General features: G+C 57.7%; 16 protein-coding genes and 1 tRNA gene. 8 read left to right on the top strand and 9 right to left on the bottom strand.

Annotation, left to right across the window (positions count from 1 at the left end; genetic code table 11):
* The first annotated feature begins 44 nt into the window (after positions 1 to 44).
* Entirely contained in the window at positions 45 to 1352 is a 1308-nt protein-coding gene (glyA, locus tag AC2FH8_RS06350) for a serine hydroxymethyltransferase (RefSeq protein WP_142635675.1), read from the top strand.
* A 101-nt stretch (positions 1353 to 1453) separates the two neighbouring features.
* On the opposite strand, the gene hutU is transcribed toward glyA, so the two are convergent.
* The 3 genes from hutU to hutI form a co-directional block, all read right to left on the bottom strand.
* Entirely contained in the window at positions 1454 to 3127 is a 1674-nt protein-coding gene (hutU, locus tag AC2FH8_RS06345) for a urocanate hydratase (RefSeq protein WP_496688883.1), read from the bottom strand.
* Between the two features lie 105 nt (positions 3128 to 3232).
* Positions 3233 to 4768 carry a histidine ammonia-lyase gene (gene hutH / locus AC2FH8_RS06340; RefSeq protein WP_142635679.1) on the bottom strand — a complete coding sequence of 512 codons (1536 nt, stop codon included), beginning with the start codon at positions 4766 to 4768 and terminating at the stop codon, positions 3233 to 3235.
* Positions 4765 to 5973: an imidazolonepropionase gene (hutI, locus tag AC2FH8_RS06335; RefSeq protein WP_496688881.1), complete on the bottom strand. Its 1209-nt coding sequence runs from the start codon at positions 5971 to 5973 to the stop codon at positions 4765 to 4767. The genes hutH and hutI overlap by 4 nt, the downstream gene beginning before the upstream one ends.
* Positions 5974 to 6189: 216 nt before the next feature.
* On the opposite strand from hutI, the gene hutC reads away from it, so the two are divergent.
* From hutC to AC2FH8_RS06310, 5 genes are all read left to right on the top strand, one after another.
* Positions 6190 to 6894: a histidine utilization transcriptional repressor HutC gene (hutC, locus tag AC2FH8_RS06330; RefSeq protein ID WP_496688879.1), complete on the top strand. Its 705-nt coding sequence runs from the start codon at positions 6190 to 6192 to the stop codon at positions 6892 to 6894.
* 96 nt (positions 6895 to 6990) lie between these two features.
* Positions 6991 to 7794 carry an N-formylglutamate deformylase gene (gene hutG / locus AC2FH8_RS06325; RefSeq protein ID WP_496688877.1) on the top strand — a complete coding sequence of 268 codons (804 nt, stop codon included), beginning with the start codon at positions 6991 to 6993 and terminating at the stop codon, positions 7792 to 7794.
* Positions 7795 to 7838: 44 nt separating this feature from the next.
* Positions 7839 to 9215, top strand: a complete 1377-nt coding sequence (locus AC2FH8_RS06320; RefSeq protein ID WP_496688875.1) for a formimidoylglutamate deiminase — start codon at positions 7839 to 7841, stop codon at positions 9213 to 9215.
* A gap of 175 nt (positions 9216 to 9390) precedes the next feature.
* Positions 9391 to 9528, top strand: a complete 138-nt coding sequence (locus tag AC2FH8_RS06315; protein WP_496688873.1) for a hypothetical protein — start codon at positions 9391 to 9393, stop codon at positions 9526 to 9528.
* A gap of 313 nt (positions 9529 to 9841) precedes the next feature.
* Positions 9842 to 9919 (top strand) — tRNA-Arg (locus AC2FH8_RS06310).
* A gap of 37 nt (positions 9920 to 9956) precedes the next feature.
* Here the strand turns inward: AC2FH8_RS06310 and AC2FH8_RS06305 are convergent.
* The 6 genes from AC2FH8_RS06305 to AC2FH8_RS06280 are packed head-to-tail and all read right to left on the bottom strand — an operon-like array spanning position 9957 to position 20655.
* Positions 9957 to 11939 (bottom strand): DNA/RNA non-specific endonuclease, encoded by a 1983-nt coding sequence (locus tag AC2FH8_RS06305; protein WP_496688871.1) that lies wholly within the window; start codon positions 11937 to 11939, stop codon positions 9957 to 9959.
* Positions 11940 to 11975: 36 nt separating this feature from the next.
* Complete coding sequence (locus AC2FH8_RS06300) at positions 11976 to 15113, bottom strand: ATP-binding protein (RefSeq protein WP_496688869.1); 3138 nt, start codon at positions 15111 to 15113, stop codon at positions 11976 to 11978.
* Positions 15110 to 16918 carry a S1 family peptidase gene (locus AC2FH8_RS06295; protein ID WP_496688867.1) on the bottom strand — a complete coding sequence of 603 codons (1809 nt, stop codon included), beginning with the start codon at positions 16916 to 16918 and terminating at the stop codon, positions 15110 to 15112. The genes AC2FH8_RS06300 and AC2FH8_RS06295 overlap by 4 nt, the downstream gene beginning before the upstream one ends.
* A gap of 7 nt (positions 16919 to 16925) precedes the next feature.
* Positions 16926 to 18533: a S8 family peptidase gene (locus tag AC2FH8_RS06290; RefSeq protein WP_496688865.1), complete on the bottom strand. Its 1608-nt coding sequence runs from the start codon at positions 18531 to 18533 to the stop codon at positions 16926 to 16928.
* Positions 18520 to 19221, bottom strand: coding sequence for a copper chaperone (locus AC2FH8_RS06285; protein WP_281995353.1), 702 nt, complete (start codon positions 19219 to 19221; stop codon positions 18520 to 18522). The genes AC2FH8_RS06290 and AC2FH8_RS06285 overlap by 14 nt, the downstream gene beginning before the upstream one ends.
* A gap of 6 nt (positions 19222 to 19227) precedes the next feature.
* The gene (locus tag AC2FH8_RS06280; protein WP_496688863.1) at positions 19228 to 20655 is read right to left on the bottom strand and encodes a tyrosinase family protein; all 1428 of its coding nucleotides are present in this window, start codon (positions 20653 to 20655) and stop codon (positions 19228 to 19230) included.
* A 365-nt stretch (positions 20656 to 21020) separates the two neighbouring features.
* Here AC2FH8_RS06280 and iolG point away from each other — a divergent pair, with 365 nt between their 5' ends.
* Together iolG and AC2FH8_RS06270 are read left to right on the top strand one after the other, a co-directional pair.
* The gene (iolG, locus tag AC2FH8_RS06275) at positions 21021 to 22034 is read left to right on the top strand and encodes an inositol 2-dehydrogenase (RefSeq protein ID WP_271948273.1); all 1014 of its coding nucleotides are present in this window, start codon (positions 21021 to 21023) and stop codon (positions 22032 to 22034) included.
* Positions 22035 to 22151: 117 nt separating this feature from the next.
* On the top strand, positions 22152 to 23072 hold the full coding sequence (locus tag AC2FH8_RS06270; protein WP_142635704.1) for a sugar ABC transporter substrate-binding protein: 921 nt from the start codon (positions 22152 to 22154) through the stop codon (positions 23070 to 23072).
* Position 23073: the final 1 nt, after the last annotated feature.

Genomic DNA, 23073 nt, shown 5'->3' with positions numbered 1-23073 from the left:
GTCACGGAATGGCTGCCACCATGCTGCAAAACGGAGGACGTCCAATGACGCTTGCACAACGAGATTGGGTGCCGAGCACCAGTGAAACCCTGATTCAGGACATAGCGGCCACGACGGCGTCCGCAACGTCTGCCGATCTGCTGGCCCGTATCGAGCAGCTGGCCGAGCAGAACCGAGTGATCCATGAGGAAGAGTGCTTTAACCTCAACCCTGCGACCAATGTGATGAACCCGAAAGCCGAAGCGCTATTATCCTCTGGCATCGGGTCGCGCCCCTCTTTGGGGTATCCCGGCGACAAATACGAAATGGGACTGGAAGCGATCGAGGAAATCGAAGTGATCGCGGCCCAGCTTTGCGCGGATGTGTTCGATGCCAAATTCGCCGAGGTTCGTGTGCCTTCTGGTGCGATTGCCAACCTCTATGGCTTTATGGCCACATGCAAACCGGGCGACACAATCATTGCGCCGCCCGCATCCATTGGCGGGCATGTGACTCATCATGTCGATGGCTGCGCCGGCTTATACGGCTTGCGCACCATAGAGGCCCCGGTGAATGCCGATGGCTATACCGTTGATCTGGACCAACTGCGGGCGCTGGCACGGGCCGAGCGGCCCAAGTTGATTACGATTGGTGGCAGCCTGAACCTGTTCGAGCATCCCGTGTCCGAAGTGCGGTCCATCGCCGATGAGGTCGGGGCCAAGGTCATGTTCGATGCGGCCCATCAATGCGGCATTATTGCCGGGCGCGCCTGGTCCAACCCGCTGGCCGAGGGCGCGCATTTCATGACGATGAGCACCTATAAAAGCCTTGGTGGCCCTGCAGGTGGGCTGATCGTTTCGAATGATGCAGAAATCGCCAAAACGCTGGACGCTATCGCCTTTCCCGGCATGACGGCCAATTTTGATGCGGCGAAAACTGCCGCGCTTGCGGTCACGATGCTGGACTGGAAAGACTTTGGCGCGGCCTATGCGAAAGAGATGATCGCTATGGCGCAGGCATTGGCTGCGGCTTTGGATGCACAAAATGTGCCTGTGTTCGCTGGGGCCGAGGGCTTTACCAACTCTCACCAGTTCGCTGTGCTGGCCGAGCCATTCGGGGGCGGGCAGGCGGCCTCAAAAACCTTACGCCAAGCTGGGTTCCTTGCCTGCGGCATCGGTCTGCCCGTGGCGGCGGTTGAGGGTGATATGAACGGTTTGCGGATTGGCACGCCCGAGCTTATCCGTTGGGGGATGACCGCAGGCGATGCGGGTCGTCTGGCGGGCTTGATCAAACAAGGTCTGCAAGGCGCGCCGATTGCCTCCGAGGTTTCAGCCTGGAGACGCGCGTTCAACACGCTCTGCTTTGTCCATTAGATCACCGTTTCTGAAAGCAACCGGCGCGCACGGTGTTTTGTGATCGTTCAAACCCGGCCTTCACAAATGAATGGCCGGGATCTGTTCCGGTTGATCCGGGCTTAGTTTCCCAGAATTCCAGGCAGGCGCAGCCCGTGTTCACGAGCGCAATCCTTGGCTAGGTCATAACCAGCATCGGCGTGACGCCACACGCCCGAGGCAGGGTCGTTCCACAAAACGCGCTCCAGGCGTTTGGCAGCATCATCGGTGCCGTCGGCGCAGATCACCACACCCGCATGCTGGGAAAAGCCCATGCCAACGCCGCCGCCATGGTGCAGAGATACCCAAGTCGCGCCCGAGGCGGTGTTGACCAGTGCATTTAGCAGAGGCCAGTCCGAGACCGCGTCAGACCCGTCCTTCATCGCTTCGGTCTCGCGGTTGGGCGAGGCGACTGAACCGGAATCCAGATGGTCACGACCAATGACCACCGGCGCGCTTAGCTCGCCCGTTCTAACCATCTCGTTAAACGCCAGACCCAGGCGATGTCGGTCACCCAGACCAACCCAACAGATACGCGCAGGAAGGCCTTGGAATGCGATCCGTTCGCGCGCCATATCCAGCCAGTTGTGCAGATGTGTGTTGTCGGGCAGCAGTTCCTTGACCTTTTGATCGGTCTTATAGATGTCCTCGGGGTCGCCCGACAGGGCCGCCCAGCGGAACGGGCCGATGCCACGGCAAAACAGCGGGCGGATATAGGCAGGCACAAAGCCGGGGAAGGCAAAGGCGTCTTCCAGACCTTCCTCAAGCGCCATTTGCCGGATGTTGTTGCCATAGTCAACGGTTGGAACACCGTCATTGTGAAAGGCGACCATCGCCGCGACCTGCACCTTCATCGAGGCGCGGGCTGCCTTTTCCACTTCCTTCGGAGCGGTTTCAGCCTTGGCGCGCCACTCGGCCACGGTCCAGCCCTGCGGCAGGTATCCGTTGATCGGGTCATGCGCGCTAGTCTGATCGGTGACGATGTCGGGCTTGACGCCGCGCTTGTGTATTTCGGGGAAGATATCGGCGGCGTTTCCGATCAGCGCCACGGATTTGGCTTCGCCCGCCTTGGTCCAGCGGTCGATCATGTCCAGCGCCTCGTCCAGACTGTGGGTTTTTTCGTCGACATAGCGCGTGCGCAGCCGGAAATCGGCGGATTTCTCGTCGCACTCCACGGCCAGACAGCAGGCACCCGCCATCACAGCAGCCAGTGGCTGAGCACCGCCCATACCACCCAGACCCCCGGTCAGGATCCAACGGCCTTTCAGACTGCCACCATAGTGCTGACGTCCTGCTTCCATGAAGGTCTCATAGGTGCCTTGGACGATGCCCTGCGACCCGATGTAAATCCAGGAACCCGCAGTCATCTGGCCATACATCGCCAGACCTTTCTTATCCAACTCGTTGAAGTGATCCCAATTCGCCCAATGCGGCACCAGGTTCGAGTTGGCAATCAGCACGCGCGGTGCGTCCTTGTGGGTTTTGACGATGGCGACGGGCTTTCCCGACTGCACGACCAGGGTTTCGTCCGCTTCCAGGTCTTTCAGGCTGTCGACGATCAGGTCGAAATCCTTCCAGGTTCGCGCGGCCCGGCCAATGCCGCCATATACTACCAGCTCGTGCGGGTTTTCTGCCACGTCAGGATGCAGGTTGTTCATCAGCATCCGCAGTGGTGCTTCGGTCAGCCAGCTTTTGGCATTCAGTTCGGTCCCGGTTGGCGGATAGATGTCCCGGCTGTTCTTACGAGGATCGCTCATCGGTCATTCCCTTCAGATTGGATAGAGCCCGACAGGGCAAGGGCATTGAAGTTTTCAATCATGTGTCTCGGCTGCGGTCGCGCGCCATCATGGCAAAGGCCGCCATCAGGTAAGGCCCGGCAAAGAGGCGTTCAGCGCGTTCAGCAACGCACCCGACGCGACCAATTCCTTTGCCGCTTTCAGATCGGGCGCCATATAGCGATCCTCTTGCAGGCTCGAAACATCCTCGCGCAGCCGTGCGATGGCCTGTTGCAGCAACGGGCTCGTCTGGAGGGGGGCGCGGAATTCGATGCCACGCGCGGCGCAGAGCAGCTCGACCCCAAGGATGTGGTTGAGGTTTTCGACCATCCGGGCCAGCCGCCGCGCACCATGCGCTGCCATCGAGACGTGATCTTCCTGATTGGCGGAGGTGGGTGTTGAATCGGTGACACAAGGGTTGGCCAGATGCTTGTTCTCGCTCATCAAAGCGGCTGTCGTCACCTCGGCGATCATCAGGCCGGAATTCAATCCGGGTTCAGGTGTCAGGAAGGGCGGAAGATCGAAGCTGAGCGTTGGATCGACCATCAGAGCGATACGCCGTTGACTGATCGCGCCAATCTCGGACAATGCCAGCGCAATCATGTCAGCAGCGAACCCTACGGGTTCCGCGTGAAAATTACCACCGGACACGATCATATCCGCCTCGGTCAGCACAAGCGGGTTGTCTGTTGCAGCATTCGCTTCGATCAAAAGGGTCTGTGCGGCCTGTCGCAGGACATCCATCGCCGCACCAGTCACCTGCGGCTGACAGCGGATGCAATAGGGATCCTGAACACGTGTATCATCATCCCGGTGGCTTTCTCGAATTTCGGATTGCGCCAGTATCTCACGCATCGAACCTGCCGCTTCGATCTGGCCACGATGTCCTCGTAGCGCATGGATTTCGGGCTGCAGCGGAGCGGTAGATCCCATGATGGCATCGGTGGACATGGCCGAGATGACCAGCGCATTGCGCACAGCACGCCAGACTTCGAACAGACCGGCAAGCGCATAGGCCGTTGAAAACTGTGTGCCATTGATAAAGGCCAAACCTTCCTTGGGGCCTAGCTCGATCGGGGACAGGCCAGCCTTTGCAAGCGCCTCGGCACCCGGAAGAATTTCGCCTTTATATTCCGCCTCTCCCTCACCGATCACTACTGCGGTCATATGTGAAAGAGGTGCCAGATCGCCTGACGCGCCAACCGATCCTTGATTTGGAACAACAGGGGTGACGCCTTTTTCCAGCATGCCTTGCATAAGTTCGACCAGTTGCCAGCGGACGCCAGATGCGCCACGGCCAAAACTCAATAGCTTAAGAGACATCATAAGCCGAACCATCCGGCGGGGCATCGCGTTTCCTACGCCGCAGCAATGGCTGAGGATCAGGTTTCGCTGCAAAGTGGCGGTGTCTTCAGATTTGATCTTGAGGCTGGCCAATTTGCCAAAACCCGTGTTGACGCCATAAACCGGTACATCACCCGCAGCGGCGATAGCGATCCGTTTCGCGGCCGCCTCGACCGCAGGACGACACATCGGATCAAGTATGACCGAGGCTTCATCCCAATAGATGGTTTCAAGCTGAGGCAGAGTAGCCTGCCCGGGCGCCAGAGTGAGAGTTGTCACGCTTGACCTCCAAAGATGCGTTTGTGAAGCGGGTTGAACCCGATACGATAAGAAAGCTCGGCCGGACGGCCCACATTCCAGACCGCCAGGTCGGCCCGCTGACCCGCGGCGATCATACCGCGATCACTCAAACCAAGGGCACGCGCTGCGTTACAGGTTACGCCCGCAAGTGTTTCCTCTGGCGTCATGCGGAACAGGGTGCAGCCCATATTCATGGTCAGAAGAAGAGATGTCAGGGGGGATGATCCCGGATTGCAATCGGTTGCCAGTGCCATTGGGACATCGTGTTTGCGCAGCAGCTCAATCGGAGGCTGACGCGTTTCACGCAGAGTATAGAACGCACCGGGCAGGATTACGCCCGCTGTTCCCGCCTGGGCCATGGTGATCACGCCGTCTTCGTCAAGATACTCGATATGATCCGCAGACAATGCGCCATAGGAGGCGGCAAGCTGTGCCCCGCCCAGATTAGAAAGCTGCTCGGCATGCAGTTTAACCGGAAGGCCAAGGGCAGCGGCGGCGTCAAAGACACGGGCGATCTGTTTGGGCTGAAAGGCGATCCCTTCGCAGAATCCGTCAACCGCATCGACCAGCCCTTCTATATGGGCGGCCCGCAAGGTCGGAATGACGACCTCGTCGATATAGGCGTCATCGCGCCCCTTGTACTCTGGCGGAGTCGCGTGGGCGCCCAGATATGTGGTTTGAACAGAAACCGGGCGACGTTTTCCAATTTCGCGCGCGGCGCGCAGCATGTTCAGCTCTGTCTGTTGTTCTAGCCCATAGCCGGACTTGATTTCGATAGTGGTCATGCCCTCTTGGATCATCGCGTCGACGCGGGGCAATGCACTTTCTATCAGCTCTTCCAGGCTGGCGGCCCGTGTCGCTTGAACGGTTGCGTTAATACCGCCTCCGGCGCGCGCAACCTGTTCATAGCTTGCACCATTCAGGCGCATTTCAAACTCTTGGGCGCGGTCGCCGCCAAATACAACATGGGTGTGGCAGTCGATCAAACCGGGCGTCACAAGGCGTCCGTTCAGATCCTCGGCCTCAAGTTCGGTATATTCATCGGGTAAATCGCCGCTGGGTCCGACCCATTCGATAAACTCACCTGATATTACGATGATGCCATCCTCGATTAGCCCATAAGGGCCCTGCTGGCTGGCTTGTGTTGCAATTTTTGCGCCACGAAGGGTTGTTTTACCAGTCATGAGAATCTGATCCCAAGTTGCAATGCTTCTGAAATAGGTATACTGATTACTGCATAATGTGTACACAAAATAATGAAAGACATCGCGCCGAAGCCGCCTTCTTGGAGTCAAATTAGGTGGAGGTCTTAGGTGCGGGGCAGAGTTGCATGCTTCATTGCAGATGTCTTATGTGTATGTATAAGCCAAATAAGGCCGGCTTTTGAGTTGGGGAGTTTTATGGCAAGACCTCAGGGGAACATGAGCTTTCGGGACATCAAGCAGGTGGTTTTGGATCGAATCCAAACCGGTATCTGGAGCCCGGATTCCATTTTGCCAAGCGAGATGGATTTGGCCGCTGAATTCTCAAGTACACGAACAACGGTCAACCGGGCGTTGAGAGAGCTTGCCGAAGAAGGATATCTGGAACGAAAACGCAAGGCCGGCACGCGGGTTCTGAATTCTCCCATCAGAAAGGCGCAATTTGCGATCCCTTTGGTGCGTGACGAGATAACGGCCACCGGTGCGGCCTATCGGTACTCTTTGGTGGACCGAGAGGTGCAACCCGCACCGTCCTGGCTGGCATCACGCCTCGACCTGAAAAAAGAGCAGGACGTCTTGCACCTGCGATGTATGCATTATGCCGACAACGTAGCGTTTCAGCTTGAGGTGCGATGGATAGTTGCCGACGTTGTACCTGAAGTGTTGGAGGAAAGTTTCGAACAATCGGGGCCGAATGACTGGTTGGTTAACAAGGTGCCATTCAGCAATCTGGAGCTTAGTTTCATGGCGACCAAGGCTGATGGTGAAATTTCCAAATTCCTGGACACGCCACCTGGCGACCCGATCTTTACCGCCGAACGCATTACCTGGCTGCGTCGCGCGCCGGTGACATATGCCAAGCTTTACTTTGCACCGGGATACCGGATGACGACGCATCTCTGATCTGACCGGAGTCAAGCTTTTGGGGCGGTAAAAAATGTCGCTCTTCGTCGGCCCGCCGAACTATGGGCTGACAGAACATCAAACAAAGGGAACGCGATGGCTGTTCAGAATCTGATGACGTTTAAGGCGGGTTCAACGCCGATTTTGCTGAATGTCCCACATGCCGGAGCCTTGCTGCCTCCGGAGGTTGAACGCCGTTTGCGACCCGCCGCGCAGGAGCTGAAGGATACGGATTGGCACATGGACAAGCTGGCGCTGCCTTGTGCCGAATTGGGTGTGGGTGTCATGGCGGCGCAGTATTCGCGCTATGTGGTGGACCTGAACCGTTCAGCTGATGACGCGCCGCTTTATTCCGGTCCGACAACCGGCCTGATATCGCAAATCGATTTTGACGGTCAGCCGCTTTATCTGGAAGGGCAAGAGCCAGATGGGCAGGAGACACAGGCGCGCATCCAATCCTATTGGGCACCGTATCATCAGGCGCTCAAGGCTGAGATTCTGCGGATCAGGGCGCAGTTTGGCACCTGCATACTGTTGGATCTGCATTCCATCCGTTCCGAAGTGCCAAGGCTGTTTGATGGGGTGCTGCCGGATTTGAATCTGGGCACAAATAGCGGGGCCAGCACAGCCGCGCGCTTTGAGGCCTGCGCCGAAAAATCGCTGGGGTCCGGCCAATACAGCTTTGTCAAAAACGGCCGCTTTAAGGGAGGCTATATTACCCGGCACTATGGCCAACCCGACCAGAACATTCATGCGCTGCAACTCGAAATTGCACAGTCCACCTATATGATCGAGCACGCTCCTTGGGACCTTGCGCCCCCCAAGGCAGAGGTGCTTGGCGTCGCGATCAAGAACCTTGTTACCGCGTTGTTGGATGAAGTTAACACCACCCGTGGATGACCCAAACAGACTCGCCGATACGGCAGCCAAGTAAAGGAAAGTGGATGACAACTGGATTTCATTTCAAACAGGCACTGACGGACCAGGGCTGGCTTAGCAATATCTCCGTAACCGTTACGGAATCTGGTGAGTTCGGAGCACTGGTCGCGGACGACAATCCCAACGCCTATCCGGTGATTGAAAGCCCGGTTGTGCCGGGCATGCCCAACCTTCACAGTCATTCCTTTCAATACGCGATGGCGGGGTTATCAGAAGTGCGCCGGAATCCGGTCGACAGCTTCTGGTCCTGGCGCGAAATGATGTATTATTTCGCTCATAATGTATCGCCCGAGGACCTGCAGGCAATCACTGCCAAGCTGTATATGGAATTGCTCAAAGGCGGTTATACCGAGATTGTCGAGTTTCATTATCTGCACAATGAAGAAGATGGAGCGCACTATGCCCAATCTGAGGAGCTGTCTTCTGCAATTGTCTCTGCTGCAGATCGAACGAGCCTCAGCCTGACGCATCTTCCGGTGTTTTATGCACACGCAAATTTCGGCGGCGTGTCTCCGCAAGATGCTCAGAGGCGATTCACCAACACACGTGATCAATACGCTTTGCTGATCGAAACCCTGAAGCAGCAGCATGAAAAGCTTAACCTCGGAATCGCGCCGCATTCCCTGCGCGCCGTAACCGAGGATGAAATGTCATGGCTTATGGAGCTTCGGCAAGACCAGTTGCCGGGGTGTCCAGTTCACATCCATGTGGCCGAACAGACCAAAGAGGTGGAAGACAGTATCGCCCATAGTGGCAAACGCTCTGTTTCGGCGCTGATGGACCAGGTCCAGATTGACGCCGCGTGGTGCCTGATCCATGCCACCCATCTGGATGACGCCGAGGTTGCGGCCATTGCCGCTTCGGGCGCGACCGTGGGTCTGTGCCCGCTGACGGAATCAAATCTTGGAGACGGGATTTTCCGGGCGGTCGATTTCGTGGCAGCAAGTGGCCATTTTGGTATCGGCTCGGACAGCAACATCTGTACCCAGGCAGTTCAGGAGCTGCGCACACTGGAATATAGTCAGCGCCTGCTGCACCGGCAGCGCAATGTTATGTGCTCCAAGGACATGCCCAATGTCGGCGGTTATCTCTGGCAAGCAGCCGCCCAAGGTGGAGCGCGTGCAGCCGGGCGCAATATCGGCCGTATCGCAGAAGGGTGCCGTGCCGATTTTGTAGAACTGTCTTACGATAGGAATGGTCTGATGGCGGCGGTGTCGCCCGGAGCCGTGCTGGATTTCCACATGTTCTCGGGTCAGCAGGCAGAAATCATTGCCGTCTATGTTGCTGGTCAAAAGGTCATTGAAGATGGTCAGCACCCCGATCACGAGTCCATCGACGCCGGATATATTTCCACCATGCGTCGGTTGGCGCAAAAACTATGATGAAGGGTGAATAGAACCAACGGAACTCATTACTGCGCGAGCTTAAGAACCTTGGGGCACTTGGTGCTGGTCAGGCTGAAATCATTGTCCGAGATCGCCGAGGAATTTTCTGTCACCCAGCCCATTGGTTTCGAACATTCCAGTTGGTTCGCGCCTTCCGTACCTTGTCACATCAATGGCGCGCGTGATGCTGGCGGATCTGAGCGAAACGGAACTGGATCACCGTACCCCCCCCATGACGGGTCTGGGCATGTGTGCGGTGCTATTAACAATTCCGGCCACCGCAATCAGCTGGGATCTGCGGAAGATCTGATCAAACAGGTTTGCCACTGCGCGGTGCAATATCAAATTGCAGTGATGCAGGTGACGGCATCCCAGTTTGCCGATGTATTCTGTCATCGTGACAGGCTGCAAATGCGGCCTGAATTAGTCTGGTAAGTTCGACTCGGTTAGGGCCTTTTGAGGCATGGCTTCGAGGTGCAGTTCACCCAGCAATCAAGGTACCTGTATAAGCTTGCTCCGGTCAGAGATAATGCTGAAATCAGAGAGGTTTTTTGCCCCAAAACCTCATCTCTCCATCAAGTTGACAAGGCGAGGGATTTGACTGATACAGCCAGAATATGAGCGGGCCGTTAGCTCAGCTGGATTAGAGCAGGGAACTTCTAATTCTCAGGTCGGGGGTTCGAGTCCTCCACGGCTCGCCAAATGCACAATTCCTAGTTGAGTATACATCCGCCGCCCTCAGATTACGACGTTGGCAAAGCTCTCGACTGTGACGATCGGACGTGGTTGTCCCGCCAGGCTTTCTGCATCGGTCAGACGCTGCGCCAATGGGTCGGCATCGCTAAGGGGGCCAAAGTTCAGCCCGGTTAATTTTTCCAGATCCCGGACGCGGATCTGGAATGTCTTATAGGCACCAAACTCAAATCCACCGACAGATTCCACGCTCCCCTGGTTCGAGAGCATCTGTTGGATGACCTCAACCTGGCTGAGTACATAGGCGGTGGAATGAAGGCGAAGAATGCCTTCGCTGCCATCCTCTTCGGCCAGCATGGTCACAAGCTTGAAGAACTTCAGGGGTACCGGCGATCCGGTATCTTTCAACATCGGCTCGTCACCGGTCAGGATTGGTCCGGTGAACACACAGGCCTTGAATCCATGTGTGCGCACATTTGTCATGATAAAGTTCTCAAGACCCAACCATTGCGCGTGGCTCCGGTTAAAGGCCCGGTGCTGTGGGGCAGCAGCGGTATAGTGAAAGCTGTCATCATTGGCCTGTTTGGCCTGTGCATCATCGACACCCCAATTTGTCGCCGCACGGCGAACCAGGTGGCCCCGGTCAATATCCGCGTGATCATAATCCTCTTTGCCGAGTTGGACATTTGCCGGGATGCGCAGGTCAGCGAACCACTTGTCGCTACCTCGTTTTTGCGGTCGGGTTTTGGCACCATCGATATTCAGCGCGGCAATGATCGGTGTTTTGAAAGTCGCAGAATAGAGAATGCCGAAATTCTGATAGCGCAATTCGTTGGGGCGTTCCGGGGTCGCATCCGACGGAGTGGCAAGTCCAAACGCATTCGGTACTATCGGCAGAGGGACCTCTGCCACTTGAAGGAAGTCCGGGTTGTACCCGTCGCGCGGTTCAAAATGGTCTGCGTCATGGTTTCCGTCAGGTCGTTCTGGCCGGACGATTTCAGTTCCGGGGATCGAGGTCGGCACCGCCCGGTCCAACAATGCGTTGACCGTGCTGATCCTGACCGCCGAGTTTCCGACACCGAAGGTACCTGCATAATGCAGACCAACCGCTTTGCCGCTGTCCAACGAGATCACAGGCGAGCCCGAGTTGCCGCCCAAAGTCGTGCAGTCATGGCGCAGGATCGTCACGCCGCCATCTTCGATGAGAAATCCGGGCGAAAAGCGTTTCACGTCATACAGGTCGTTGAAATAGTTGGACATCTGCGTGGGGTCATTGCGCAGGGAATCCTTGGCGGGATACCCGATCACCGCGACGCATTCGCCGTGCTGGGCATCCGTATCGGCGCGCGGGATCGGCGTAGGCGTGAAATTGGCCGTATCTGCGGGCAGGTCGATCTTTCCAAGCGCGATATCTGCGGCCGCATCTTCGGCGATATAGGTGAACTTGCGAATGTCGAAAAGCCGGTCGGGGTCGGGTGTCGAGCCGACCTCTTCCAGGAAATCTATCCGGGCGCCATAGCGGGCATTGCCGGGGGCAAACATGAAGACACCATCGCCCAGGAAACTGCGCCGCGCGACCAGCTTGGCAACATGGCGATTGGTGATGATCAGCAGATGGTCGTCCTTCTTTTCGATCACCCAGCCAGTGCCACCCCAGCTAAAGTCATGATTGATAAACTCGATCCGCCCGACCGAGGCGATATTGTCTTCGGCCTTGCCGATACGAATGTCGATATCCGGCGGAAAGTCGGATGACAGCGATTGTTTGCCTTCAACCTTGCCGCCACGCACAATCAGGGGAGGGCGTCCCACGGCGCGCACGATGGCTTCAAGTTGCGAGGGCGTGGAGCCAAAGCTCTCTAGCTCGTTCAGCTGCGCGCCCATCAGTTCACGGGCACGATCCGGCGTCAGGCCCATTTCGCCAAGAATGCCGGGACTGGCATCCAGAACCTCGCGCGCCTTGTCGATCGCGCCGGCATTTCCAAGGCCTTCCAGCCGGTTGAAGGTTTCCTTTTCGAAATCGCTCATGACATTGGTTCCTCAGCTAATATGAAGTCTTCTAAGTCAATCGGTCTGACCTTTGGGATCGAGGTAATCTGGCCGCATCCCGGTTTCGACAAGCATGGCCAGCGCCGGGTGAAACACCACCGGCGCCCGGCTTTTGGTCAGCCGACCCAGGATGGCCTCGGGTCCTGACCCCTGGGTAAGCCCTTTGGCAACACTCGCCAGACGGCGTTGCAGGGTCTGAGTGGTTTTCTTGCGCCCTTCGTTCAATGGGTCCGCCCAAAAGCTAAGAACACGGTCTGCCAGGCCATGACTGCCACGTTCCAAAAGCTCGAGGGTTCGGCTGGACGTCAGGTCGCTCCATTTCCGAGAGGAATTCCATTCCGGAGGCGGGGGCGACGGGAAGGCCCAATAGCCGCCGATGACCTGCTGCCAACGTCTGGCCGCACGCGCAAGCGTTGGGAGATCGGGAATCGGGTGGTAAAAGCTGTATCCTTCGGCCCAGTCCGAGGTCAGGCCCATGGCGCGCAGCAATGACAGCACGTCGGTGGGCCGGTCGGACATCTGGGCCATTGCGTCATCGATCCCCTGCAGGCCCGGGGCAAAGATGTCAGCCGCCTCATACAGGCCGGTGGCAAGGTTGGACAAATCGCTCAGAACACGACCCCGGCCGCTCACCTGAAACTCGTCGACAAGTGCCAGCATCCGGTCGAAATAGGGGTTCAACGGGGCCAGGGCGAGCCCGTAATCATCCGTCGGTAAGTCTGGGTTGGGCATGTCTGGTTCCGAATACTCCAACCCGAATTCCTGACGGATACCCCCCGCGAAGCGCAGTCTTTCATAGGTTAGTTCACGCGGGCCGTGATCCAGATAGGGGGCGATCAGGCCCAGAACCTCATGATCCCCCTCAAAGCTCATGCCCATTGCGATAAGCGCGAATTCCAGCGCTGCGGACTGCATTCCAATCCGGGATGATCGGTTCACAACGCGCAACGCGACTTCGTGGAATTCCTTGTCGTGCAGGTTCTCGATCAACTGTCTGAACCGGAACTCCCCCAATACCTCCAGCAGGATGCGGCCTTCCAGCTCGGGCCGCTCGTGCATTTGCCTTAGCACTGTGTCTTCGGGCAGAAGGTTGAACAGATCACGTGCCATGGACCAATGACCGCTTTGCCAGTTGTGGCACAGGATCAGGATACCAACCTCGCTTGCCGGAACATAGGCGCCCCGCAGCCCCTCGCGGATGATATGGGTCGCTTCGCGACGCTGGCCCTGTTCCAACATCGCGCGCAGGTCATTGACAGCGCGCTCATCCGGTGAGGCGACATATCCGCGGCTTTTGATAATCTGCGCCCGTGCAGTGGCCGCTTTTGGGGAAATTTGTACCAGTTTCGATGGGGGCAGATCGGAACCGCTGTCCAGCCCGGCTGCGCTGTATTCCCGCTGCTCGGTCTTTTGCACCGGGGCCGAACGCTGGCCGCGTGCCTGACGGATCAGGTCCTGCGCGTCGATTGGCAGCTCGGTCAGAAGATGTTCGGGGAAGCGTTCGGCCAATGAGGGGTCGATGCTTGGCGCGGCTTCTCCGACGCGCATAAGCTGAAGCGAATGGTACAGGAACAGCAGCGGATCGCGGTCGGCGTAATACGCACAGGCCGCGCGGTTGACCTGCGCGGTTTCGATGGGGCTTTGGCTGTAGGTCGGTTCCAACAGGTCCCGCCGCATATCGGCCTTATGGGTCAGTTGACCTTCGGTGGCGGCGTCCATCAGCCAGGATTGCAGACCAAGATCCGCGACGATTGTGCCTGCTTCGTCGCTGAGGTCGCCCAGCCCAAGCGCCGGTGCGACGATGCCGTTCAGATTGTCGGCGTTTATCTCGCTAAGAACCATGCCGTAATTGGCAATGCCGCGCAGATGCACGGGCAGGCGCGATGTGACGGCCCGGTTTACGATGCCTGCAGCAATCGGGTCATTCTCGTCTTCGGAGACTTCGGCCAATCGGCCCTCGGTCTGCACCTCGTCAATCAACAGCCGCAATTTCAACGGGTTGCCCTGACAGCGCAAAATGATCTGATCGCGGAATTCCTCGGGGATTCCGGCCTCATCCAGCGTTTGATTGACCAACTCGTCTTCGATCTGGTCGAGCTTGATGTATTCGCCCCGTCTTGGGTGATCATCGCCGAAAATCGGCCCGCGACCGGCAGAGATGATCGATACTTCGATCTGTTCCTTTTCCACAAAACGGTCCAGATCGCTCATCAGGTTGTTCACGAAAGTAGCGCCCTGACCATCCAGAACTTCAAGCGTATCCAGCAGGATAACCAGGCGCAGACCGGCATCAGCCACCGCATTGATCATCGCCCGGATCAACTGACGCGGTGTAAGGTCCGAGCTTTCGTAGATCTCTCGGGTGACCTGTTCGGAATAGCGCAGCCGCAATCTGCGCAAATCGGGCGCCGCCTGTGGTATCGCGGTGCCGATCTGGCGCGAGACCTCTTCAAAGATCGGACCGGTCTGCAATGAGGGCTGATCGAAATCCAGCCGGATCAGGATGACGTCGTCGCGTTCGCCGGTGATCTGGATGATGCGTTCCAGAAGGTAGGATTTGCCGATTCCGTACTGACCTTCGATATGCAGGGTTTTCAAAGGGGCATGGCGCAACGGATGGTCGATCCAGCGTTGAATCATGTCGATTTCGCTGACTCGCCCCACGAATTTCTCACCCAGGCGCTCTTTTGATCGGCGCTCGCGTCTGAGCAGGTTCAATCGGCTGCGCAGCCTGAACAGGCGGTCATATCCCGGCGCTTTTTGGCCTGCACGCTCTAACGTGACAAGGTGCTGCGACAGGTTTTGTTCATCTGTTTCCGCCTCGATAAGGTGATCCAGAGCGCTCGGTGCGAAACCTTCTCGTCCCGACAGAGCCTGCACGATCTCGGTCTGCGTTGCCGCCGAGTCGAACTCTTCGATCCCGGATAATTCGCGATGTCGTGCAGTCAGGCGCAGTATCCATTTCGTAGAGCTGCCCGACTTATCAACATGGCTCAACTCGCGCAGGGATGACATCAGCCGGGCCCGTAGCACCCGGTTGCGGTACTCATCTTCGCTCAGCACCTCGCGCATAAGCTGCCGTGGTTCAAATGCCCCTCGAAGGGCGGCGGCGCGCAGCAGGCGCGAACGAAGTTCTTCCTGCGCCTGGTTCATTCTTCTATCTCCAGAAAGCGTTTGGCCTCTTGGCGAACACGGGTGACAACGGTTTCCAGATGTTCGCCATCGAATTCACCTGTGTTGTCAGGGCTCAACCCGGCCAGAGCAGAGTCCACCATTGCCCGTCGAGCAGCCGGTGTCAGCTCTTTTGCCGGGTCAAGCGAGGTGATCATGCTGTTCAGTGTAGCCTCAACATCGCTACGTGTGAATGGTCCCAGCTCTTCCACCAATAGGCCGCTGCGCTGCGCGCCGTCGACCGCGCCGACATTGGCAAAACGCAGGGGCGACAGGCGATAGGTCTCATAGCCTGCGAGGATCAGGCGCAGGTTCTCGGATGTGGGCAAGCATTTGGCGATGTGCTCGAACTGTACCTGGGCACGTGGTGAGAGCCCTTCGGGCGGGTTGTCGAAATAGATCCACCATGTTTGCCCTGCGGTTTGGGCGGCCAGGTCCATGTCCGTAATCAGGGTCTCCGCGCGGCTGCCCTCGAATGCAACATCGGTGGTCTGGGCGGCGGTTGTTCCAGCAGCAGCGTCTGGCGAGGCGACGGTCCCGTTGGCCTTCTCGGCCAGATCTGCAAGTAAATCGTCCGTATTCAGGGTCGGCCCCAAACGGATGCAACGATGTTGCGGCGCGGCGTTAGGTGCTTCTTGCATCAGCAGATAGGATTCCAGCATGTCATAGCTGAAACCGAGACCGCGAATAGACGTCGTATCCTCGCGCCTGATCCAGATCCCACGCAGTTTGGATTTGGGATGATCCAGCATATGGGCAAGCCCGGTTACGAATTGGTTGCGGCCGATGATGATGGTTCCGTCAATGTCGCGGCTCAGCGACCACATGTCCCGCTGGTTCGAGTTTTTGCTGATCAGATCTTGGAAGTCGGGGTCATCGTGGAACTGCTCGAAAGGGACAAGCCGTTTGGTCGTCTCCCATTTGCCCTGGTGGATGCCCAGAAACCTGAACTGGCTGTCAAAACCTGGGCCACCCGATGACCCGCCGGATGTGTCGATGTCATGAGGGAACCGCTTGGCGCCAGGTTCTCGGTGCACTTTGCCGGGCATGAACCCCTTGGTGACACCTTCGGGGTAGTGGACCAATGTGAACAGGTCTGCACCCTCAAAATCGGGGGGATCGCCGGTCACATCGACACTGCCATAGGTATGCCCCAGCGGCAGGAATATCCGCAGCAGCGCGATATCCACCTCATCGCCCGGCGGCAGGTTCCCGGCCTTTTCACTGTCGTGATAGGGCCAGAGCTTTACGCATTTTGCCCGGTACCGCTTTTCGTCCGAGGCCAGTATTTCAAGCCGAGGGTCGACCCCGGCGGGCACAGCGTTTAGCGGGTCCAGAACATGGGCTGCGGTCAGCACCAGGTTTGGGGCCACAAACGCGCCGGATCCTTCGAATGTGTTGTTGATCCAGATCTGACAGCGAAAGCTTTCCGCGCGCGGGGCAAAATCGCCCAATGCGGCAAAGTCGAACGAATTATTTGCCGGTGTGCCGATCAGGGTGCCGTCAAACCGAGCGATGTTTTCGGCAAAAATCAGGTTACGGTCGCGCGGCACAGGGTCGGCGCCGCGCGCGCGCAGAAAATTGAGGAACTGTTTGACCTTCGCAGCGTCGACCAGAATTTCCAGCAAGACATCGGCAAGCGTTTCGCCGATATCTTCGTCTACACTTTCCTCGACGGCTTCATAATTCACCGGGTCATCAGGGTCGGGAAACAGCGCAGTCAAAGCATGACGCACAATCGGTTCATGCTTTCGGATTGCAATCCGGATATGCGCTGCATTCACCATCCGTGGCTTATCCCATGCCCAAATAGGCGCTGAGGGCCGGTTTGTCCGACAATGCGGTGTCCAGCCCCGAGGTCGGGGCGTCTTCGCCAACCATGGCCTCGGCCCCACCATCGCTTTCGGCGATGCGTTTGCGGGCCCCACGGCGATAGCTGAGCCAGATGATCTCATTGGCGTAATCGGCCATGTCAGGGGTAACCTCTCCGGCGGCGGAGCTGTCTGTTCCCGCAAGATGCGAGACTAGAATGTTCAATGTTGGGGTCGCATTCGGATCGGGTGCCGCCGGGCTTTCGGCGCCTGTGGGTAGCGGCGCGTCCAGGACCGCCTGAGCGTTGATGATGCCCGCGCCAAGATCGGTAGCCCCGTTCCAGACGGCTGGCTTGTTCATCCCGTGTTTGGCACAGTGCAACCACATCGCCTGAACGGTTGTTCCTGCATTCTGGGCCTTTTGCAACAGCGCCGCCCGACCGCCGTGATGCGCGACCCAAAGTGCAGCGACACCGCCTGTCATCGAGGTGGCAAGCGTGGTGCCCTGGCTGGCGCGGATACCCGAGTTTGGGTCGGTCGCCTTGTTCTTGGCCGCGCCCCACACGTTTTCGCCATAGGCCGAAAAGCTGACCTCGGGGCCACGCCCAGTTTTGCGCCAGGGGCGTCTGTCGGGCTGCAGTGCAGCGACCGCTGTGCAGATTTCCAGTGATGCATAGGCGGCGGGAAAGACCACGTTCGGATAACAGTTGCCCGCGGCGCAGACGATGACCAGTCCGGCCTGTACCGCATTGCGCAGCGCCTGTTCGGTTGAAGAGACCCGCACCGGCCCGCCAAGCGCCATCACGATGACATCGGCGTTTTGGTTGACCGCATGAGAGATTGCCGCAGGAATACGCAGCTGGGTCATGTCGATCACCGATTTGATCGCCCGGATCGGCAGAACCTTGGCCGCAGGGGCCGTACCGGTTATTGCCCCGGGCGAGGTGGTATCGCCATTCATATCGGCCCCGCCCCGCGATCCGACGACCGAGGTGACAAGCGTGCCATGACCAGGATGTTTTAGGACGCCGCCTGAAAACCGGTCACGCGCATCCCCGTTCCCTTCGACAAAATTCCACATGCCGTTGGTTTCAATCACGCCCGCCAGTTCGCTATGGTCGGAATAGCCAGTGTCGATCACCGCGACCTTGCTGCCCTGACCCCGGGTGTGCTGCCAGGCCAGCGGTGTCTTGATCCGTTTGTGGTGCCAGCCATAGGGCCGAGAGTTGTCGCGCTTGGTTTCGCAGAAACTGAGAAAGCTTTCCGTACCCACATGTGCAGCCCCGTACAGGCTGTCTGGCAAGACCGGGTTGGCCTCGGCTACGTCCAGCGCCATACGGAGGGCACGGCCAAATGCAAAAACCTCACGCTCTTGGCCTTTTGGATCGATCTCGGGGAATTCAACAAAGAAAAATCGATCCGCATCTGCGTCGAAGACCGCTTGGGTACTGGTGGCAACATCAGGAAGTGCACTACCCACACGTTCTTGAATAGCCGACAACGATTGCGGTGTATCCGAGACCACTTCAATGACTAGCGGATCGCCGTCGAGCGAGACATCGGACCTTGTTAGGGCGTCATATTCCTGCATGGCAAATATCCTTATACAAAAGCAAAAGATGGTGGGGCGCATGGGCCAACGCCGTAAGCGCCAGCGCGGTCAGCAACAGGGTGAATGCGCTGGCGCGGGGGTCGGGGCGAAGAACGGCGCGCTCCGACAGGATGATCACTGTCAAAAAGATCATGACGGCAAAGTCGTGGGTCCCCAGCATGACAAGCATCATCGGCAAGCAAGAGGTGATGCAATCGCGCGCATAGGTCAGCCCAAAGATCAGCACATCGCGGTCGGCACTTGGACCAAAGGCGGCCAGGACCGGACGGCTGTGGCATTTCCTTAATGCGCTGCGTTTTTGCGGGCTGAACTGCCATGCTGCGGCGCACAGGCAAGCCAACGGTGCAAACACGGTTTGGTGCAGAACCGGCGCCAGAAGAAACGCAGCAAGCGCGCCTGCGACCAGCCAGGCCAACAGATATGGCAGAACAAACAGAAGTGCCGCGCGTGATCTTCGATCTGCGAAGCTGCGCGCGCGGACATGTGCGATCTGCGGAACAAGCGTTGGAAGCATCATCGCCAGAACCATCGCCGGCCAATGCAATGAGGGCGCGGGCACCAAAGCAAGCCAAAGCCATGCAAGCGCGGCCACGCCAAGTGTCGTGCGTATTTCGATATCGGCCCGTCCAAACAGGCGAGGGCGATCTATTCCGGTAGCCGACGCCATGGGCGATCAGTCGAAATAAAGGTTTATGCGGCCGATCTCAATGTCTGGCTGCTGTTCTGTTGGGGCGATCTGTTCCAACCCTGGTACTTGGCCAAAGGCCTCGCTGTCATCAAACATCCGTTGAAACCGGATTTGCAACCTGTTGGCGTCGCCTTGGCTCAGCCCCAGTGCGAAGGCCAGCTTTGTGATCTCGTAAGTCACCGCAAGGCCGTTGCCGCCATGTGGGCCGTCCGGGTTGCTTGCCTGTTCAAGGCCAAACGGCGACAAGGTGCCGATAATCGCTGGCGGCAAAGCGTCATCCGGAAGATCCAGCATGACGCGGTAAGATCCGGGCATGCCACGGCCCTTGATCCCCTCAAGATGCAGGTGAACGCGCCGGGTGGTGCCGGGGGCCTCGGCGCCGGAAATCAACGCGACTGAAGTGTCGAGCTTTACGCCGGCAGTGGTCATTGCACCACGCAACTTGACCGGAGCTTCGCTTGCGCCGGCAAGCTCGGGTTCCTTGCCTGCCATGACGAACTCCTCTGCTGGAATGGCGGGTTCTACTGCTGTTGGAACGCCGTCATATTGAAACCCGTGCAGGACGCTTGTGCTGTCCAGCATTTCTTCGCTGTTGAAGGTGAATGCCGCGCCATCGCCATCATGCATCGAGAATGTCTGGCCTGTGCGCCACAGTGGCGAGGGTGGGGCGACATGGCTCGGGTCGGCGTTGCGCCAGACTTCCCATAGCCGATCAATGTTGCAATGGTGCAGCCAGAAAATCGGATCAAAGGCCGCAGTGGCCGGATTTGCCATAAAACCGCCAGAGCCCCCAATCCAAACGTGTATATCGTTATGGGGCGTGCTTTCCAATGCGCCATTGTCCCCACCGCCGGGGTGAAACCCGGTTTGCGGGCCACCAAACCCTGATGAGAAGCCGGGCGTATCATTGGTGAAATCTTCATGATCCAACGCATCCAGCGACACCACGTCGTCCGGAAATCCGAAATCTCCATTCACCACTACACGTCGGCGGGAAAACAGGAAGTTGCGCGTGCCGTCTGACTTGGTCGGCTCACGGAACGCCACAGGAAGGCGGCGCGCATTCGGGTTTTCTGACAGGGGTTGGGAATAGTCCCAATAAGGCAGCGCCCAATCCTGCGGCCCGCCCAGATCGGCGACGGCTTTGCCGACGACGGCCTCAAATGCGGTGATATATCCGCGGTGCCAGGGCAGGAAGAACCAGCTTTGGTGCTGGCATTGGTTCCAGAATTGTCCGGAACCGGGAATGTCCGGAAAATTCTGCGGCTGCCCATGAACTGCGCCCATGAAAAACCACGATGTCGGGTCTTCCAGATCTCGGTCCCAGAGAACTTCGACAGCACGCTCATACCAGATCAGAGTTTCGTCGTTGGCTGGCAGGGTCCAAACGTTTTTGCGGATTCTTGTGGCCATAACAATACCTCAAACTGCAAATAAATCTTGGAATCTAATAATGCGCCGAGTGTAACACTTGCGTGGTTTTATGTTAACCAAAATGAATCCAAGCCATAGCAGGGTAGGCCTAGACAGGTGTTGACAGTGCCGATGTGCGTTTCCCAGATAAGGTGATTTCAGAGTGACGCGCGGCCTTTCGCTTGCATTCTAAGTCAGAGGCGCCAGTTACTGTTTATTTGTGAATTGGACGGCCGCAGCTGCAGTGGGCACACTTGCCGAGTACCCGAAAACAAGGGTGAATTCACGTAACTGTGAAATAATTCTTGCAACCGGTTGCAAAGAGAATCATTGTGGTGTCGAAAAAAGGGAATCGGGGGCGCGGGATGCTAAAAGTAGGATTGCTGGGGGCTGGGCGCATTGGGCGTGTTCACGCGCAGGCTATTGCAGCGCATCCTTACAGTGAACTGAGCGCGGTGTCTGATGCACTGCCCGAAGCTTCGGCGCGTTTGGCTGAGGAATTCGGGGCCAATGCGCGACAGTCACAAGAGATTATTTCCGATCCTTCGATAAATGCGGTGCTGATCGCCACGCCGACGGATACGCATTCCGACCTGATCGAAGCGGCCACCCAAGCCGGGAAAGCGGTATTGTGCGAGAAGCCGGTTGATTTGAGCCTTGAGAGGGCTTTTGCTTGTCAATCCGTTGCAAAAGCCACCGGCCAGCCTGTCATGGTCGGCTTCAATCGTCGATTCGACCCGAATTTTGCTGCTTTGAAGGCTGCGTTTGAGGCTGGTGAGGTCGGCAAGGCCGAGTTGTTGTCCATTACATCTTTCGACCCAGCGCCGCCACCGGTGAGCTATGTCAAAGTATCAGGAGGGCTGTTTCGGGACATGATGATTCATGATTTCGACATGGCGAACTTCCTGATGGGTGACCTGCCGGAAGTAATCTCGGCAGTGGGCACATCGGTTGTTGACCCCGAAATCGGTGCCGTAGGTGATGTGGACACGGCGGTCGTGACAATGACTTATGCAGATGGCCGGATCGCTGTGATCAAAAACTCTCGGCGTGCGGCTTATGGGTATGATCAGAGGGTTGAACTGCTGGGATCAGAAGGGATGCTTCAGGCGCAAAATATCCTTGAAAACTCAGTGGTTAAGTCAACTTCGAATGGCGTGACCGGTGCCAAGCCGACTTACTTTTTCCTTGAACGCTACATGTCTGCCTATCGCGCCGAATGGGATGCATTCGTTAGGTCAGTAAATTCTGGATCAGGGGTGCCTGTAACTCTGGACGACGGTGTCGCCGCGCTTGCTATGGCCGAGGCCGCAACCCGTTCTGCGCAGTCCGGACAGTCGATGGTTTTGGCCAAAGTTTTGAAACCGGTTGCAAAATGATCGGATATGCGGAAACTTGGGGCAGCTTCGCCCCGGATCGGGGCGAAGAAGATTCGGTTTAATCGGAAGATTGGGGCCAAGACCCCAACACACTGTTCAAACGGGAGGAGAAACCATATGAATAATTTCTTTAAAGGCGCACTGGCAGCTGGTGCACTGGCGATGGCCACGCCTGCATTCGCGCAGGAGATCGTCGTTGTGTCTCATGGTCAGGCCAATGACGCCTTCTGGAACGTCGTGAAAAACGGCGTTGAGCAAGCGGGCAAGGATGTCGGCGTGAACGTGGAATACCGCGCACCCGAGACCTTTGACATGGTTGCGATGTCACAGCTGATCGACGCCGCCGTGAACCAGGAACCGGACGGGTTGATTGTCTCGATCCCGGATGCCGATGCGCTTGGCCCGTCAATCGAACGTGCTGTTGCTGCCGGAATTCCAGTGATCTCGATCAACTCGGGTTCGGACGTGTCCAAACAGCTGGGCGCATTGCTGCATGTCGGTCAGGACGAGTTTGATGCGGGCAAGGCCGCAGGCGAAAAGCTGGCTTCGATGGGTGGCGCGAATGCGATCTGTGTGAACCACGAAGTAGGAAACGTGGCGCTTGACCTGCGTTGCGCCGGTTTTGCCGAAGGCTTTGGTGGCAGCGTAGAAGTTCTGCCGACCTCGAACGATCCTTCAGAAATCGAAGCGAAGGTCTCGGCCGCTCTGGCCGCGAATGACGCTGTCGACACAGTCATGGCGCTGGGTGCAAGTTCGGCTGGTGAACCCACGGTAGCGGCTGTGAAAGCATCGGGCCGTGATGTGAACGTGGCCTCGTTCGACCTGTCTGCGAACTTCCTGCAGTCCATCGCCGATGGAGATGCGGCATTTGCCATTGACCAGCAGCAGTATCTGCAGGGCTATCTGTCTGTGAACTTCATGGGCCTGCATGCCAAATACGGCCTGATGCCAGGTGGCAACGTGCCATCGGGTCCGAACCTGATCACACAGGACAAGGCAGCCCAGGTTATCGACCTGTCGGCACAGGGTATCCGCTGAT

The sequence above is a fragment of the Ruegeria sp. CDSC025 genome (assembly GCF_059610805.1).
Note: the sequence above shows the minus strand (reverse complement) of the source record. Positions and strands in the feature narration are given on the sequence as shown.